The organism is Pseudomonas sp. S3_A09 (assembly GCF_054668065.1).
Window position 1 is genome coordinate 3,121,873 of sequence record NZ_CP162752.1, and the last position, 14,431, is coordinate 3,136,303.

The 14,431-nt window shown below is 61.7% G+C and carries 11 protein-coding genes; 7 read left to right on the plus strand and 4 right to left on the minus strand.

Going from position 1 to position 14,431, the window contains the following annotated elements; all coding sequences use genetic code 11:
- The first annotated feature begins 28 nt into the window (after positions 1 to 28).
- From cpdA to AB4N92_RS14620, 6 genes are all read left to right on the plus strand, one after another.
- The gene (cpdA, locus tag AB4N92_RS14595) at positions 29 to 844 is read left to right on the plus strand and encodes a 3',5'-cyclic-AMP phosphodiesterase (protein WP_069672804.1); all 816 of its coding nucleotides are present in this window, start codon (positions 29 to 31) and stop codon (positions 842 to 844) included.
- A 205-nt stretch (positions 845 to 1,049) separates the two neighbouring features.
- Complete coding sequence (locus AB4N92_RS14600) at positions 1,050 to 1,658, plus strand: YqiA/YcfP family alpha/beta fold hydrolase (RefSeq protein WP_010213640.1); 609 nt, start codon at positions 1,050 to 1,052, stop codon at positions 1,656 to 1,658.
- A gap of 45 nt (positions 1,659 to 1,703) precedes the next feature.
- Positions 1,704 to 3,611 carry a DNA topoisomerase IV subunit B gene (parE, locus tag AB4N92_RS14605; RefSeq protein WP_047544068.1) on the plus strand — a complete coding sequence of 636 codons (1,908 nt, stop codon included), beginning with the start codon at positions 1,704 to 1,706 and terminating at the stop codon, positions 3,609 to 3,611.
- Positions 3,611 to 4,615, plus strand: coding sequence for an esterase-like activity of phytase family protein (locus AB4N92_RS14610; RefSeq protein WP_042571385.1), 1,005 nt, complete (start codon positions 3,611 to 3,613; stop codon positions 4,613 to 4,615). Before parE ends, AB4N92_RS14610 begins: the two co-directional genes overlap by 1 nt.
- A gap of 73 nt (positions 4,616 to 4,688) precedes the next feature.
- On the plus strand, positions 4,689 to 6,953 hold the full coding sequence (gene parC / locus AB4N92_RS14615; RefSeq protein WP_010213634.1) for a DNA topoisomerase IV subunit A: 2,265 nt from the start codon (positions 4,689 to 4,691) through the stop codon (positions 6,951 to 6,953).
- A gap of 176 nt (positions 6,954 to 7,129) precedes the next feature.
- Entirely contained in the window at positions 7,130 to 7,840 is a 711-nt protein-coding gene (locus AB4N92_RS14620; protein WP_031291429.1) for a PqiC family protein, read from the plus strand.
- A gap of 174 nt (positions 7,841 to 8,014) precedes the next feature.
- Here the strand turns inward: AB4N92_RS14620 and AB4N92_RS14625 are convergent, their stop codons facing one another.
- Positions 8,015 to 9,517 (minus strand): AhpA/YtjB family protein, encoded by a 1,503-nt coding sequence (locus AB4N92_RS14625; protein ID WP_010213632.1) that lies wholly within the window; start codon positions 9,515 to 9,517, stop codon positions 8,015 to 8,017.
- Between the two features lie 133 nt (positions 9,518 to 9,650).
- On the opposite strand from AB4N92_RS14625, the gene serB reads away from it, so the two are divergent.
- Positions 9,651 to 10,865 carry a phosphoserine phosphatase SerB gene (serB, locus tag AB4N92_RS14630; RefSeq protein ID WP_010213630.1) on the plus strand — a complete coding sequence of 405 codons (1,215 nt, stop codon included), beginning with the start codon at positions 9,651 to 9,653 and terminating at the stop codon, positions 10,863 to 10,865.
- A 123-nt stretch (positions 10,866 to 10,988) separates the two neighbouring features.
- On the opposite strand, the gene asd is transcribed toward serB, so the two are convergent.
- From asd to AB4N92_RS14645, 3 genes are read right to left on the minus strand one after another with little or no spacing between them, the layout of a single operon-like run.
- A complete protein-coding gene (asd, locus tag AB4N92_RS14635; protein WP_010213628.1) occupies positions 10,989 to 11,849 on the minus strand; it encodes an archaetidylserine decarboxylase in 861 nt (286 codons plus the stop codon).
- 15 nt (positions 11,850 to 11,864) lie between these two features.
- On the minus strand, positions 11,865 to 12,680 hold the full coding sequence (locus AB4N92_RS14640; RefSeq protein ID WP_021493248.1) for a rhodanese-like domain-containing protein: 816 nt from the start codon (positions 12,678 to 12,680) through the stop codon (positions 11,865 to 11,867).
- Between the two features lie 57 nt (positions 12,681 to 12,737).
- Positions 12,738 to 14,273: an HDOD domain-containing protein gene (locus tag AB4N92_RS14645; RefSeq protein WP_010213625.1), complete on the minus strand. Its 1,536-nt coding sequence runs from the start codon at positions 14,271 to 14,273 to the stop codon at positions 12,738 to 12,740.
- Positions 14,274 to 14,431 lie beyond the last annotated feature (158 nt).

Here is a 14,431-nt window from a genome sequence, read left to right on the forward strand (position 1 = left end):
ATTCCTGTGATTGCCTTGGGAGAGCGCCTTGCCGAGCGTATCCACTGTGAGCCCCGATGCGCCTGCATTGCTGGTGCAATTGTCCGACAGCCACTTGTTTGCCGAGGCCGACGGTACGCTGTTGGGCATGAACACCCGCGACAGCCTGCAAGGCGTCATCGAATTGGTGCGCGCGCAGCAGCGGCGTATTGATTTGGTGTTGGCGACGGGGGACCTGTCCCAGGACGGCACACTGGAGTCGTACCAGCAATTTCGAGACATGACCCGGCAGATCGACGCCCCGGCGCGTTGGATTCCCGGCAATCACGACGAGCCGCAGATCATGGCCCACGCCGCCGTGCACAGCGATCTCTTGGAGCCGGTGGTCGATATCGGTCACTGGCGCGTCACTCTGCTGGACTCCGCTGTCCCCGGTTCGGTGCCGGGTTACCTGCAAGACCAGCAACTGCAGCGGCTCGCCCAGGCCCTGAGCGAAGCGCCGAATCGTCATCATCTGGTGTGCTTCCACCATCATCCGGTGCCCATCGGTTGTGCCTGGATGGAGCCCATCGGTTTGCGCAATCCCGATGCGTTGTTTGCCGTGCTCGACCGTTTCCCGCAGGTACGGGCGGTGCTCTGGGGCCATGTGCACCAGGAAATCGACCGCGAGCGCAACGGCGTGCGGCTGCTGGCATCGCCCTCCACCTGCATCCAGTTCGCGCCGGGCAGTGAAGATTTCAAGGTCAGCGAGCAAGCGCCGGGTTATCGCTGGCTGCGCTTGCATGCCGACGGACGGTTGGAAACTGGGGTGGAGCGGCTTCAAAATTTTGCATTTACCGTGGATTACGGCAGCAACGGCTATTAATAGCTGTAAACGCTGATCAACATGTGGGAGCGGGCTTGCTCGCGAATGCAGTGTTCCAGTCACCGGCGGTATTGGCTGACACACTGCCTTCGCGAGCAAGCCCGCTCCCACATTGGATCTTCAGTGTATTGAGGGTAGAGGGACTCACACACCACCCCGATCCCTGTAAACTGCGCCTCTTTGGCTGAGTCACGGAGAGCCTGGCATGTCTGCCTCGATCCTGTATATCCACGGTTTCAACAGTGCGCCTGTGTCCAACAAGGCCAGCCAGTTGATCACCGTGATGGGCGCCATCGGCCTGGCCGACCAATTACGCGTGCCGGCCCTGCATCACCATCCCCGTCAGGCGATTGCACAGTTGGAAGCGGCGATCGCTGAACTGGGGCGGCCACTGCTGGTCGGCAGCTCACTCGGCGGCTACTATGCAACCCATCTTGCCGAACGCCATGGCCTCAAGGCGCTGTTGGTGAATCCGGCGGTCAGCCCCCATCGGATGTTCGATGGTTACCTGGGCACCCAGAAGAACCTCTACACCGATGAAACCTGGGAACTGACCCACGATCACGTCACGGCGCTGGCCGAGCTGGAAGTACCGGCGCCCCAGGACGCCGCGCGGTATCAGGTGTGGTTGCAGACCGGGGATGAAACCCTGGATTATCGCCTCGCCCAGCAGTACTACCGGGCCTGTGCCTTACGCATCCAGGCCGGCGGCGACCACGGTTACCAGGGGTTCGCCCGGCAATTGCCGGCGATGTTGAGCTTTGCGGGCATTGGCGCAGATCAGTATCAATCCTTCGATTTTTCTTCACTGTAAAAATCGCAGGTCACTTTTTAATCGAACGACTCACGACGAGACCCCATGGCCACTCCCAGCGCTAGCTCTTATAACGCCGACGCCATCGAAGTCCTCTCGGGCCTCGACCCGGTGCGCAAACGCCCCGGCATGTACACTGACACCAGTCGGCCGAACCACCTTGCCCAGGAAGTCATCGACAACAGCGTCGACGAAGCCTTGGCCGGTCACGCCAAGTCGGTGCATGTCATTCTCCACGCTGACCACTCCCTGGAAGTGTCCGACGATGGTCGCGGCATGCCGGTGGACATCCACCCCGAAGAGGGGGTGCCGGGCGTCGAGCTGATCCTCACCAAACTGCATGCCGGCGGTAAGTTCTCCAACAAGAACTACCAGTTCTCCGGCGGCCTGCACGGCGTGGGCATTTCCGTGGTCAACGCCTTGTCCACGCTGGTGCGGGTCAAGGTCAAGCGCGACGGTAACGAGTACCAGATGACCTTCGCCGATGGCTACAAAGCCACCGACCTGGAAGTGATTGGCACCGTTGGCAAGCGCAACACCGGCACCAGCGTGTACTTCGCGCCGGATCCGAAATACTTCGATTCGCCGAAATTCTCCATCAGCCGCCTCAAGCATGTGCTCAAGGCCAAGGCTGTGTTGTGCCCAGGCCTATTGGTGACCTTTGAAGACAAAGGCACCGGCGAGAAGGTCGAGTGGCACTACGAAGACGGCCTGCGTTCGTACCTGGAAGATTCCGTCAGCGACTTCGAACGTCTGCCCAACGAGCCGTTCTGCGGCAGCCTGGCCGGTAATAAAGAAGCCGTGGACTGGGCGTTGCTGTGGCTGCCGGAAGGTGGCGACAGCGTGCAGGAAAGCTACGTCAACCTGATCCCGACGGCCCAGGGCGGCACCCACGTCAACGGCTTGCGCCAAGGCTTGCTGGATGCCATGCGCGAATTCTGCGAGTACCGCAACCTGCTGCCCCGCGGCGTGAAGCTGGCGCCGGAAGACGTGTGGGAGCGCATCGCGTTCGTGCTGTCGATGAAAATGCAGGAGCCGCAGTTCTCCGGTCAGACCAAGGAGCGCCTGTCGTCCCGCGAGGCGGCGGCGTTTGTCTCCGGCGTGGTCAAGGACGCGTTCAGCCTGTGGCTCAACGAGCACCCTGAACTGGGCCTGGCCCTGGCCGAGCTGGCGATCAACAACGCCGGCCGTCGCTTGAAGGCGAGCAAAAAGGTCGAGCGCAAGCGCATCACCCAGGGCCCGGCGTTGCCCGGCAAGCTGGCCGATTGCGCCGGGCAAGACCCGATGCGCTCCGAGCTGTTCCTGGTGGAAGGTGACTCCGCCGGCGGTTCCGCCAAGCAGGCACGGGACAAGGAGTTCCAGGCGATCCTGCCGTTGCGCGGCAAGATCCTCAACACCTGGGAAGTCGATGGCAGCGAAGTCCTGGCCAGCCAGGAAGTGCACAACATCGCCGTGGCCATTGGTGTGGACCCAGGCGCGGCGGACATGAGCCAGCTGCGCTACGGCAAGATCTGCATTCTCGCCGACGCCGACTCCGACGGTCTGCACATCGCCACGCTGCTGTGCGCACTGTTCGTGCAGCACTTCCGCCCGTTGGTCGAGGCTGGCCACGTCTACGTCGCCATGCCGCCGTTGTACCGGATCGACCTGGGCAAGGAAATTTATTACGCCCTGGACGAAGCCGAGCGTGACGGCATCCTCGACCGCCTGGTGGCCGAGAAGAAGCGTGGCAAGCCACAGGTCACGCGATTCAAGGGGCTGGGTGAAATGAACCCGCCGCAGCTGCGCGAAACCACCATGGACCCGAACACCCGGCGCCTGGTGCAGTTGACGCTGGGCGACGACTTCGCCGCCACCTCGGAAATGATGGACATGTTGCTGGCGAAGAAACGCGCGCCGGATCGCAAGTCGTGGCTGGAATCCAAAGGCAACCTGGCCGAGGTTCTGGGCTGATGCGCACAGGTTTCGCCCTGGCGATCCTGATGTTGAGCGGGCTTGCGGCTACCCAGGTGGCTGCCGCGCCCGTGGCTGAGCTGAAACTGGTGTCCGAACACCCGGTGGACGGCATGCGCGGTGGCAACCTGTCGGGTCTGGCGCTGTGTGGCAAAGAGTTATGGACGGTTTCCGATCGCGATGACGACCAGATCTATCGACTTGATACCCGCGCAGCGGTGTGGAAAGCCGAGAAGTACGGGATCGTTGTGCCGCCAGTGCCTGAGTCAGGGTTGCCCTGGGGGTTGCGCTCGCGAACCAAGGCCGCGTCGTTCATTCGCGGTGGCGACCTGGATTTTGAAGGCATCAGCTGCGATGCCGAGGGAAATCGCTACATCGTCAGTGAAGCCCATGCGGCGGTGCTGAGAGTGCCGTTTTCCGGCGAGCAGGGTGATACCGAGTGGTTGAAGATCGCCCCAGGCATGGTGCGCGAAGCGCGTGCAAGTGGCATGTTGCTGCATTTCAATGCCTTGTTCGAGGGCTTGGCAATCAGCCCGGACGGCAATCAGATCTGGCTGGCGGCCGAGCGTGAGCGACGTGGCTTGATCTCGATCAAGCGTGGGCAGAGCGTTTGGGATTGTGAGGGCGCCTGCGTGTTGCTGAGCGAGGCCGGCAAGGACGTGCAGCCAGCCAAGTTCACCAATGCCAAGGCGGTATCCAAGGATTTCGCCGACCTGGCGCTGTTCAACGGCAAACTGTTTACCCTGGAGCGTAATGCGTTCCAGATTTGCCGACGCGATCCCACCACGGCCAAGGTCGAGCTGTGCTGGTCGTTTGCCGACGAGACCCTGGCGCCCGAGCGGCGCTACGCCCAGCCTTATGGCTTGGCCGAAGCCCTGTTGATCGACGCGGAAGGGGCCTGGCTTGGCATCGACAACAATTTCGGCCCCCGCGCCGATGGTGAAAAACGCCCCATGGTCTACCGTTTCGCCGCCCCTGCCGGTGGCTGGAGCGCCCGCCCATGAGCCCCTGTTTTTTTGAATTGACCCGGTGCAGCGGCAGTTCCGCTGCGCCTTATCCGACAATGATGAGGCCCGCATGAGTGACATCCTCGCAGACAGCTTAGACGGCGTAGAACGCCGGTCGCTGGCTGACTTCACCGAAAATGCCTACCTCAACTACTCCATGTACGTGATCATGGACCGTGCCTTGCCGCATATCGGCGACGGCCTGAAGCCTGTACAACGGCGCATTATCTACGCCATGAGTGAGTTGGGCCTGGATGCCGATTCCAAGCACAAGAAGTCGGCGCGTACCGTGGGTGACGTGCTCGGTAAGTTCCACCCCCATGGCGATTCCGCCTGCTACGAAGCCATGGTGCTGATGGCCCAGCCGTTCAGCTATCGCTACACACTGGTAGACGGCCAGGGTAACTGGGGTGCGCCGGATGATCCCAAGTCGTTCGCCGCCATGCGATACACCGAGGCGCGTCTGTCGCGCTATTCGGAAGTCCTGCTGAGCGAACTGGGGCAGGGCACTGCCGACTGGGGGCCTAACTTCGACGGCACCCTCGACGAACCGTTGGTGTTGCCGGCACGTTTGCCGAATATCCTGCTCAATGGCACCACGGGCATCGCAGTCGGCATGGCCACCGACGTGCCGCCGCACAACCTGCGTGAAGTCGCCACCGCTTGCGTGCGCTTGCTCGATGAGCCGAAGGCCACGGTGGAACAGCTTTGCGAGCACATCCAGGGCCCGGACTACCCGACCGAAGCGGAAATCATCACGCCGCGCGCCGACCTGTTGAAGATGTACGAGACCGGCAAGGGCTCGGTGCGCATGCGCGCCGTGTACCACATCGAAGATGGCGACATTATCGTCACCGCACTGCCGCACCAGGTGTCGGGTGCCAAGGTGCTGGAGCAGATCGCCGCGCTGATGCAGGCCAAACCGTCGAAATTGCCGCAAGTTGCCGACCTGCGTGACGAATCCGACCACGAAAACCCCTGCCGCATCGTGATCATCCCGACCAACAGCCGGGTCGACCACGAAGTGCTGATGCAGCATCTGTTTGCCAGCACGGACCTTGAGTCCAGCTATCGGGTCAACGTCAACATCATCGGTCTGGACGGCAAGCCGCAGCTGAAAAACCTGCGCAACCTGCTGGTGGAGTGGCTGGAGTTCCGGGTGCAGACCGTGCGTCGTCGCCTGCAATTCCGCCTGGACAAGGTCGAGCGTCGCCTGCACCTGTTGGACGGTTTGCTGATTGCTTACCTCAACCTGGATGAAGTGATCCATATCATCCGTACCGCCGAGCATCCGAAAGCCGAGTTGATCGCGCGTTTCGAGCTGAGCGAGATCCAGGCTGACTACATCCTCGACACCCGTTTGCGTCAGTTGGCGCGGCTGGAAGAAATGAAGCTGCGCGACGAACAGGACGCGCTGCTCAAGGAACAAGCCAAGCTGCAAGCCCTGCTGGGCAGCGAAGCCAAGCTGAAGAAGTTGGTGCGCAGCGAGCTGATCAAAGACGCCGAAACCTACGGCGATGACCGTCGTTCGCCGATCGTCCAGCGCGCTGAGGCGAAAGCTCTGACAGAAACCGAACTGCTGCCAAACGAGAAAATTACCGTCGTTCTGTCGGAAAAGGGTTGGGTTCGTTCCGCCAAAGGGCATGATATTGACGCCACTGGCTTGTCGTACAAGGCGGGCGACGGCTTCAAGACCGCCGCCGCCGGGCGTTCCAACCAGTTTGCGGTGTTTATCGACTCCACCGGGCGCAGTTATTCGGTACCGGCCCACACCTTGCCGTCTGCACGGGGGCAGGGTGAGCCGTTGACCGGGCGCCTGACGCCGCCGCCAGGTGCAAATTTCGAGTGTGTGTTGCTGCCGGACGATGATGCGCTGTACGTGATTGCGTCCGACGCGGGTTATGGTTTTGTGGTGAAGGGTGAAGACCTGCAGGCCAAGAACAAGGCAGGCAAGGCCTTGCTGAGCTTGCCGAACAACGCCAAGGTGATCCTGCCGCGGCCGGTGGATGACCGTGAGGGCAACTGGTTGGCCTCGGTGACCACCGAAGGGCGTTTGCTGGTGTTCAAGATCAGTGATCTGCCGCAGTTGGGCAAAGGCAAGGGCAACAAGATCATCGGTATTCCCGGCGAGCGCGTGGCCAGTCGCGAAGAGTACGTGACCGACATCGCAGTGATCCCGGAAGGCGCGACTTTGGTGCTTCAGGCCGGTAAACGTACGTTGTCCCTGCGTCCCGATGACCTTGAGCACTACAAGGGTGAGCGTGGCCGGCGTGGTAACAAATTGCCACGTGGCTTCCAACGTGTGGATGCTTTGCTGGTGGAAACGCCGGTTTAACGCGTATTAGAGCCCTCGATCTACGATTTAACGCGTAGATCGACGCTTTGGCGCTGGAGTCATGGCGCATATTCACGGATGATATGGCCTTTCCAGCGCCGGCGTGGCCGAGCGTGTTTAGGTTATTTTTAGTATTACATTGTGGTTCGCCTTGTGGCAGCCACCTGGATGGGATGATGACTGCTCCACGCCTTCCTTTATTTTTTATGCTCGCTGGCCTTTTGGGGCTGGCGGGTTGCAGCACACATCAGCCGGTGTCGCTGTACCAGCTGGACAGCGGAAGTCCGGCTCAACCCGCACAGACGGCTGGCATGGCCGTCTTGCTGGGCCCGGTGATCGTTGCCGACTACCTGCAACGCGAAACACTGCTGCAACGTCAGAACGACGGCAGCCTGCAAGGTTCCACGGATGGTCGTTGGGCGGGCAGCTTGTCTTCCGACATCAACCAATTGATGTTGCGCCAGGTCGCGGGTCAACTGGATAGCCAGCGTGTGGTGCTGGCGCCCGCGCCGACCGGGTTTACCCCGGATGTGCAGGTGTTGCTGACCATTACCCGTCTTGACTCTGGTACGTCGCAACCGGCGATTCTCGATGCGCAGTGGCGCTTGATCGATCGTCGTGGCCAGGTGCGCGATAACCGCATCGTGCACCTGCAGGAGGAGCATACCGGCACCACCGCGTCCCAGGTCCAGGCCCAGGGCGTGTTGTTGCAGCATCTGGCACAGCAGTTGTCGGTGGCACTCAAGCCATTGGCCAACCAACCGCCGATTGCCGAAGTGCCGCGTAAGCAGAGCGCTCCGGTACAGGCCAAGCCGGCACAACCGCAGAAGCCGAAGATGCCGATGGCGACGCCGATTCGCACGGATATGGAAGTGTTCAGGTTCTGATCTGAAACGCGCACAAAAAAAGGCCCGCTTACTCCAGCGGGCCTTTTTTTGGGGCCAAGCGTTGGGGCCTGGCACCGTTTCACTGTGGGAGGGGGCGCGGGGATTCAGTTATTGATGGGCTAACTGATACTTCGCTATCGCGGGCGAGCCCGCTCTCACATGAGTCATACAGGGTTATTTGGTGCGGGTCTCGTGCATCCGCGCCAACTGCCGCTCCAGCATCGATGGGTACGGCTCCATCAATCTCTCCACGCAACTGGCGCCCTCTGGGCTGGCAATCGGGCGGATACGTGCGCGTTGGCGGATCAGCGTGTCTTCGCTGATCTTGCGCTCCACCAGCAACAGGTTGCGGCTGTGCTGCGACAGCGCCAGGGCGTCTTGGGCGCTCTCGGTGAGCAGCAGGTCGATCTGGGTCATGCCAAACAGATCATCGCTCACCGTCAGGCCCAACTGCAGTTGCAAGGTAATGCCGCTGTCGGCCACTTCGATCTGCAGGGCGTGGCCCAGGGCGCGCAGCAGCTCGCCGCAGCAAATCGCGTTGGTCAGGTAGTCTTCGCCACTGTCTTCGCTGTGGAACAGCATCAGCGTGCTGCCGTCGTTCAGGGTGTGCAGTTCGCTCTGATACAGCGACGCGGCCTGGTCGAGGCAGTCGCGGTAACGCTCCAGCAGCTCGGTCAGGCGTGCACGGGGCAGCCGACGCAACTGATCCTGCGCACCCAGTTGCACAGCCAATACCGCGCTGAACTGGGGTTCGGCGTTCTTCACCGGGGCCGGTTTCGGTGCGACGGCCGGTGTGCTGGCCGAGGTGTCGCGCAGGTCGGCGAACGGATCTTCGTCGTCCAGCTCGTCTTCTTCGGCTTTGAACGCCTGGCGGGTAGCAGGCTTCAGGCCCGCTACCGGAGCGTCTTGCACTTCACGCTCAGGCTCGTCGTCGTAGTCGGTTTCGTCGAGCTCGGGCTCTGGCTCCACTTCGCGCACCACCGGCTCCGGGGCGAAGCTGGCGTGCAACTGGCGAGCGAGGTCGCCGATCTCATCCTGGCGGTCGGTGGCCGGGGTGTGTTCGTCGATATCGCGCAGCCAGATACGCAATTGCATCAGCGGCGTGGAGATATGTCGGCCCAGGCGCAGGCTCAAGGCCAACGCCAACGCCAGCAGGATTGCGCTCAAGATGCCCATGCTTTGCAGGCTGATGGTCATCGGCTGCTGGAATTGCTGCATGTCCAGGCTGATGCGCAGTTGGCCAGCCTTCACGTCCTGAAACGTAATATTGCTCTGGTACAGGCCTTCGGCTTCACCCAGCAGGCCGTTTTTCGGGCGCTGCCCGGCTTCGGCCATGATCCGGTTGTCCACGCTGTAAATAGCGGCGTGAGCCACCAGCGGGTTCTTGGTCAGGTTGTTGAGCAGCACGTTGAGGCTGAGAATGTCGTTGGACACCAACAGCTCAGTCGCCGAGGTGGCGGTCTGGGTGGTCAAGCTCTCGCCCAGGGCGTCGGCTTGCTCGTGCATGGCCTGTTTGAACTGCAAACCCATCACGCAGGCGTAGATCACCAGGGCCAGGGCGACCAGGATCACGTTATGGCTGGCGATGCGTAATGCGATCGGTACACGGCGGTGGCGCAGTGCCCGGAAGATCAGCAGGAAGAAGTTATCGGTTTTTACTGGCGTGGGCCGGTTCACTTGCGCTCGGCTCTTGGTCCGTGAAGTTGACGCGCAGTATAGCGACAGCCCTAGAACCGGCAAAGCGCTGGCTGTGCCCGATGGTCACTGAAAGTGGGTAGAATGCGGTTTTTTTCCAGCCTGGGGGTGCGCCTTGCGCGAAATTGTCCTGATTAACATCACTGGGGAAGACCGCCCGGGTCTTACCGCGGCCATTACCGGCGTTCTGGCCCAGGGTGGTGTGAACATTCTCGACATCGGCCAGGCAGTGATCCACGACACCCTGTCGTTCGGCATCCTGGTCGAGATTCCGAGCACTGAACAGGCGTCTTCAGTACTCAAGGACATCCTGTTTACTGCGTATAAGCTGGATCAGCAGGTGCGCTTCACCCCGGTGTCCGAAGAGGACTACCAGCACTGGGTGGCTGGTCAGGGCAAGAAACGCCACATTGTGACGCTGCTGACCCGTAAGGTCACCGCCGAGCAACTGCAGCGCGTCAGCTCCATTACTGCGCAATATGGCTTGAATATCGACCATATCGACCGTCTGTCGGGTCGCATGCCGCTGGATACCCCGGCCGACCAGGGCAAGGGCTGCATCGAGTTCTCCGTGCGCGGTGAGCCAGCCGACCCGCAAGCCTTGCGGGCCGAGTTCCTCAGCGTGGCCCAGGAGCTGAACGTCGATATCGCCTTCCAGGAGGATTCACTGTTCCGGCGTAACCGTCGCCTGGCGGTGTTTGACATGGACTCCACGTTGATCGAAGCCGAAGTCATCGATGAACTGGCCAAGGCTGCGGGCGTCGGCGAGCAGGTTGCCGAAATTACCGAGCGCGCCATGGCCGGTGAACTCGACTTCCGCGCCAGCTTCAAAGAGCGCCTCGCGCTGCTCAAGGGCCTGGACGTGAGTGTGCTGGATTCCATCGGCGCCTCCCTGCGCCTGACCGAAGGCGCCGAAACCCTGTTCGCCGAACTCAAGCGCCTGGGCTACAAGACCGCCATCCTGTCCGGCGGCTTCACCTACTTCGCCAAGCAATTGCAGGCCAAGCTGGGCATCGACTACGTGTTCGCCAACGAGCTGGAAGTGGTGGATGGCAAGGTGACCGGCATGGCGGTCGAGCCGATTGTCGACGCACAGCGCAAGGCGGATCTGCTCAAGGAGTTGGCCCACAAGGAAGGTTTGCGTCTGGAGCAGACCATTGCGGTCGGCGACGGTGCGAATGACTTGCCGATGCTGGCGATTGCCGGGCTGGGTGTAGCGTTCCGCGCCAAGCCACTGGTCAAACAATCGGCGAAGCAGGCGATTTCGACCTTGGGGTTGGACGGCGTGCTTTATCTGCTGGGCTTCCGCGACCGCGACGGTCAGCTGTAACTGAATAAACGCGGTAAAAAAATGTGGGAGCGGGCTTGCTCGCGAAAGTGGTGGTTCAGTCACTGACGTGTTGACTGATACTCCGCATTCGCGAGCAAGCCCGCTCCCACATTGGGTGTTTTGTCAGGCTTTAGGTAAAGCGATACCCTGGCCCATCTGCACCGGCGAACCCGCCACCAGCGCTTCAGCCCACGTCACCTGACCCGGCCCAAACAGCACGATCGCGGTCGAACCCAGCTTGAAGCGACCCAGCTCCGCGCCTTTCTCCAGGTGAATCGGTGCGCGTGCAGCCTCGTCATAGCGGAAGGTTTTCAGCTCACGCTTCGGCGGTGTCACCAAGCCAGCCCATACGGTTTCAATCGACGCCACAATCATCGCACCCACCAACACCACGGCCATTGGGCCGCGTTCGGTGTCGAAGATGCAGGCAACCCGCTCATTACGTGCGAACAGCTCGGGTACGTTTTCAGCGGTGGTCTGGTTGACCGAGAAGATGCGGCCAGGAATGTAGACCATCTCGCGCAGGGTGCCGGCCAGTGGCATGTGCACACGGTGGTAGTCCTTGGGCGACAGATAAACCGTGGCGAAGTCACCGCCCATGAACGGCGCTGACAAGGCCGAATCGCCACCCAGCAGTTCCAGCACGCTGAAACTGTGCCCCTTGGCCTGGAACACCCGACCATGCTCGATCGGCCCCAACTGGCTGACCGCGCCATCGGCTGGGCTCAGCACCGCACCTGGGGTTTGGTCCAGTGGGCGCGCGCCGTCTTTCAGGGCGCGGGTGAAGAAGGCGTTGAAGTGCTCGTAGGCGGTCAGGTCTTCAACCAAGGCCTGGGACATGTCCACTTGATAGCGCTTGGCGAACCAGGCAGTGAAGGCATTCTTGAACCAACGCACGCGGCATTCGGCAATGCAACCGGCCAGGCGCGACAGCAAGTGGTGCGGCAGCAAGTACTGGCTGAGGATAAACAACTGCTTTTTCATAACTGTCCTTAAACCTTAAATCTCGACGGGGGTGTCGGGGTGGTTGCCCCATTCGCCCCAGGAACCGGCATAACCTTTGACTCGCGGATAACCGAGCGCCTTGGCCACCAGGTAGGTGAAGCCAGAGCGGTGGTGAGTCTGGCAGTGGGTGATGATTTCTTTGTCTTTGGTCAGCCCGAGGTCTTCGAGGATCTGCGGCATGTCGCGGCGGATACGCAGGTTGCGCGCCTTGTCCATGCCGGACGTCCATTCGAAGTTCACTGCGCCGGGAATGTGCCCGCCTTTGGCTGCGAGCACTTTCTCGCCGGAATACTCCAGCGGGCCGCGTGCGTCCCAGATACCCAGGTCGGGCGCGCCGAGGCGGCTTTGCAGGTATTCGCGGGTGGCTGTTGGGCCATCATGCAGCGTCAGGCTGACGGGGTTGCCGACCGGGGTGGGCACGTCAGTCGAAACCGGGCGTTTTTCTTCCAGCCAGGCCAGCAGGCCACCGTCGAGGTAGTGGTACTTCTGGTGGCCGATCACGTCGAGCATCCAGATGAAGCGCCCGGCCCAGCCACCGCCTTCGTCGTCATAGACCACGTAAGTGGCGTCCGGGGTGTGGCCCAGTTCGCCGAACAGTTTCTCGAGGTCGGCCTTGTTGGGCAGCAGGCCAGGCGCCGGCGGCTGGCCCAGTTGGGTGCGCTTGGGGTCAACGAAATGTGCGCCGGGGATGTGCCCTTCGGCGTAGCGGGCGGCACTGGTGAGGTCCACCAGTATCAAGTGTTCGGCATCGAGGCGACCAAGCAGGTCGCTGGGTTCGATCACCAGCGGCAAGCCAGAGAAGTCAGGCATGTGAGGTCTCCTGTGCACAAATGTTGGCGATAAAAGAGGGCGATTGTAGCGCAAGCATCAGGCGCTGCGGTTGGTAAAGCAGTGCAGGGCTTTCTCGATGCATTGGGCGGTTTTACCGAAGGCCTGCACGGTGGTTTCCGAGAACGGCCCGCCGCCCTGGTCGGCCACCATCAGCATCACCACCTTGCCATTGCAACTCAGGGACCGCAGCAACAGGTGTTCGCCGGTGAACAGGCGGCGCAGGACCGGCGGCAGCAAGGCCGAGAACTGGGCGTGGTTTTCAGGGTTGAGGCGCACTTGGGCGGACTTTTCCAGCAAGCGCTGCAGCAACGTACTATTGACCACATCCAGGCTCAAATTGGCTGCATCCTTCGGCAGGCCATCGGCCTGGTGCACACGCAACGTGCTCAAGGCGCGGTCAGCCATCAGCAGCATGACCCGCTGCATACCACTGGCCACCAAGGCCTCCTTGGCGCACGTGGTCAAGTGCATGGCGTTGGCAAAGCGGCTCGGCTCCACCAGCAGTTCAGTACAGCGTTTGCGCCACACGGCCAGGGCCTCGGCGGTGGGCGGCGGCGCGGGGAGCAAGCCGCGATGAATCTTCTGTACATGCCACGGCCAGATCAGCGACAGCGCCGGGTGCCAGAGGTCAGGCATCAAGGTGGTGCGGGCGCTGGTGACAGCCTGTTGGTGGACCAGTTGCTGCACCTCGCCCAAGGGCTGTTGCAGGTACAGCGCAGTGAGCAACTGCCAGCGTTCGGTGTGCGGGCAGGTCCAGGACTCCTGGGCCGACATTGCCAGGCCGTTGGCCAGCAGCACGGTGTTGGCCGGCTGGTTCAGCCAGCGGCGCAGGTTGGGTTCGGCATCGAGCAATTGCTGGTGGCGCAGCGGGTCGTCTTCACGGGCGATGTGCAGGGCCTTGACCAGCAGGCGCTGCTCGCTCATCAGCAACGTGTAACCCTGGGATACCCAGATCGGCAGGTGCCAGGCTTCGGTCAGGCCGACGCACAGGTCCAGCAGGCGCACGCCGAACAGTTCTCGCTCGACCTCGCGGGCTGACTGGCCTTTGTGGATCACCCGCAGTTCCCATTCTTCCAGGAGTTTGGGATAGGCGACCGCCATTGGCCACAGCGGCGACAGAAACAACAGGCTGCCCCAGTGAATGTCCTGCCACAGCCGCGCCAGGCGACTGCCGAACAAGCCGTTGGCTTGCTGCGACGCGTGCTGGCTGATCAGCAGAAGTTGGCGCAATGCCACGGGGATCTCATTGGCCGGCACCGAAGGCAGACGTGCCAGCAGTTCTTCGGCGCGCTTGAGGCCCAGGCGGTTGAGCGCCACTTCAAGGTTTTCCGCCGGTTCCGCCAGGCTGCCATGGGTGTGGCTGTTGGCCTCGCGCATCACGCTGAGGACGAGCGCCGGGCTGCTTTGCATCAGCTCGGCAATATCTCGCAATGAACTGCGGCTGTCGCGGATGCCTTTGCACACGCGGTCGTGACTGGCCTGGGGGACAGGCAGTCGTACATCGTCCAGGCACTTGATCCAAGCGGCGAGAGAGTTGGGTTTTGCAGTTGGGACTGTCGTTTCATTAGCCATGATAGGGGCGCGATCATCACTTGCGGTCTACACGCCCGGAGCGGGCCGAACTGGCTTTTCGCCTTAACGGGCTATAGTCTGGCGCAGTTTTGCCGATAAGTAGAACAAGAGTTTTCTGCTACACCCAATATGTCCATGAACCCGACGGCGCAAGTACT

Bases quoted from the DNA above. Each gene is read 5' to 3' on its own strand.
- parC (WP_010213634.1), top strand. From the start codon at position 4,689: ATGAGTGACATCCTCGCAGACAGCTTAGACGGCGTAGAACGCCGGTCG.
- AB4N92_RS14640 (WP_021493248.1), bottom strand. From the start codon at position 12,680: ATGCCTGACTTCTCTGGCTTGCCGCTGGTGATCGAACCCAGCGACCTG.
- asd (WP_010213628.1), bottom strand. From the start codon at position 11,849: ATGAAAAAGCAGTTGTTTATCCTCAGCCAGTACTTGCTGCCGCACCAC.
- parE (WP_047544068.1), top strand. From the start codon at position 1,704: ATGGCCACTCCCAGCGCTAGCTCTTATAACGCCGACGCCATCGAAGTC.
- AB4N92_RS14600 (WP_010213640.1), top strand. From the start codon at position 1,050: ATGTCTGCCTCGATCCTGTATATCCACGGTTTCAACAGTGCGCCTGTG.
- AB4N92_RS14620 (WP_031291429.1), top strand. From the start codon at position 7,130: ATGACTGCTCCACGCCTTCCTTTATTTTTTATGCTCGCTGGCCTTTTG.
- AB4N92_RS14610 (WP_042571385.1), top strand. From the start codon at position 3,611: ATGCGCACAGGTTTCGCCCTGGCGATCCTGATGTTGAGCGGGCTTGCG.
- AB4N92_RS14645 (WP_010213625.1), bottom strand. From the start codon at position 14,273: ATGGCTAATGAAACGACAGTCCCAACTGCAAAACCCAACTCTCTCGCC.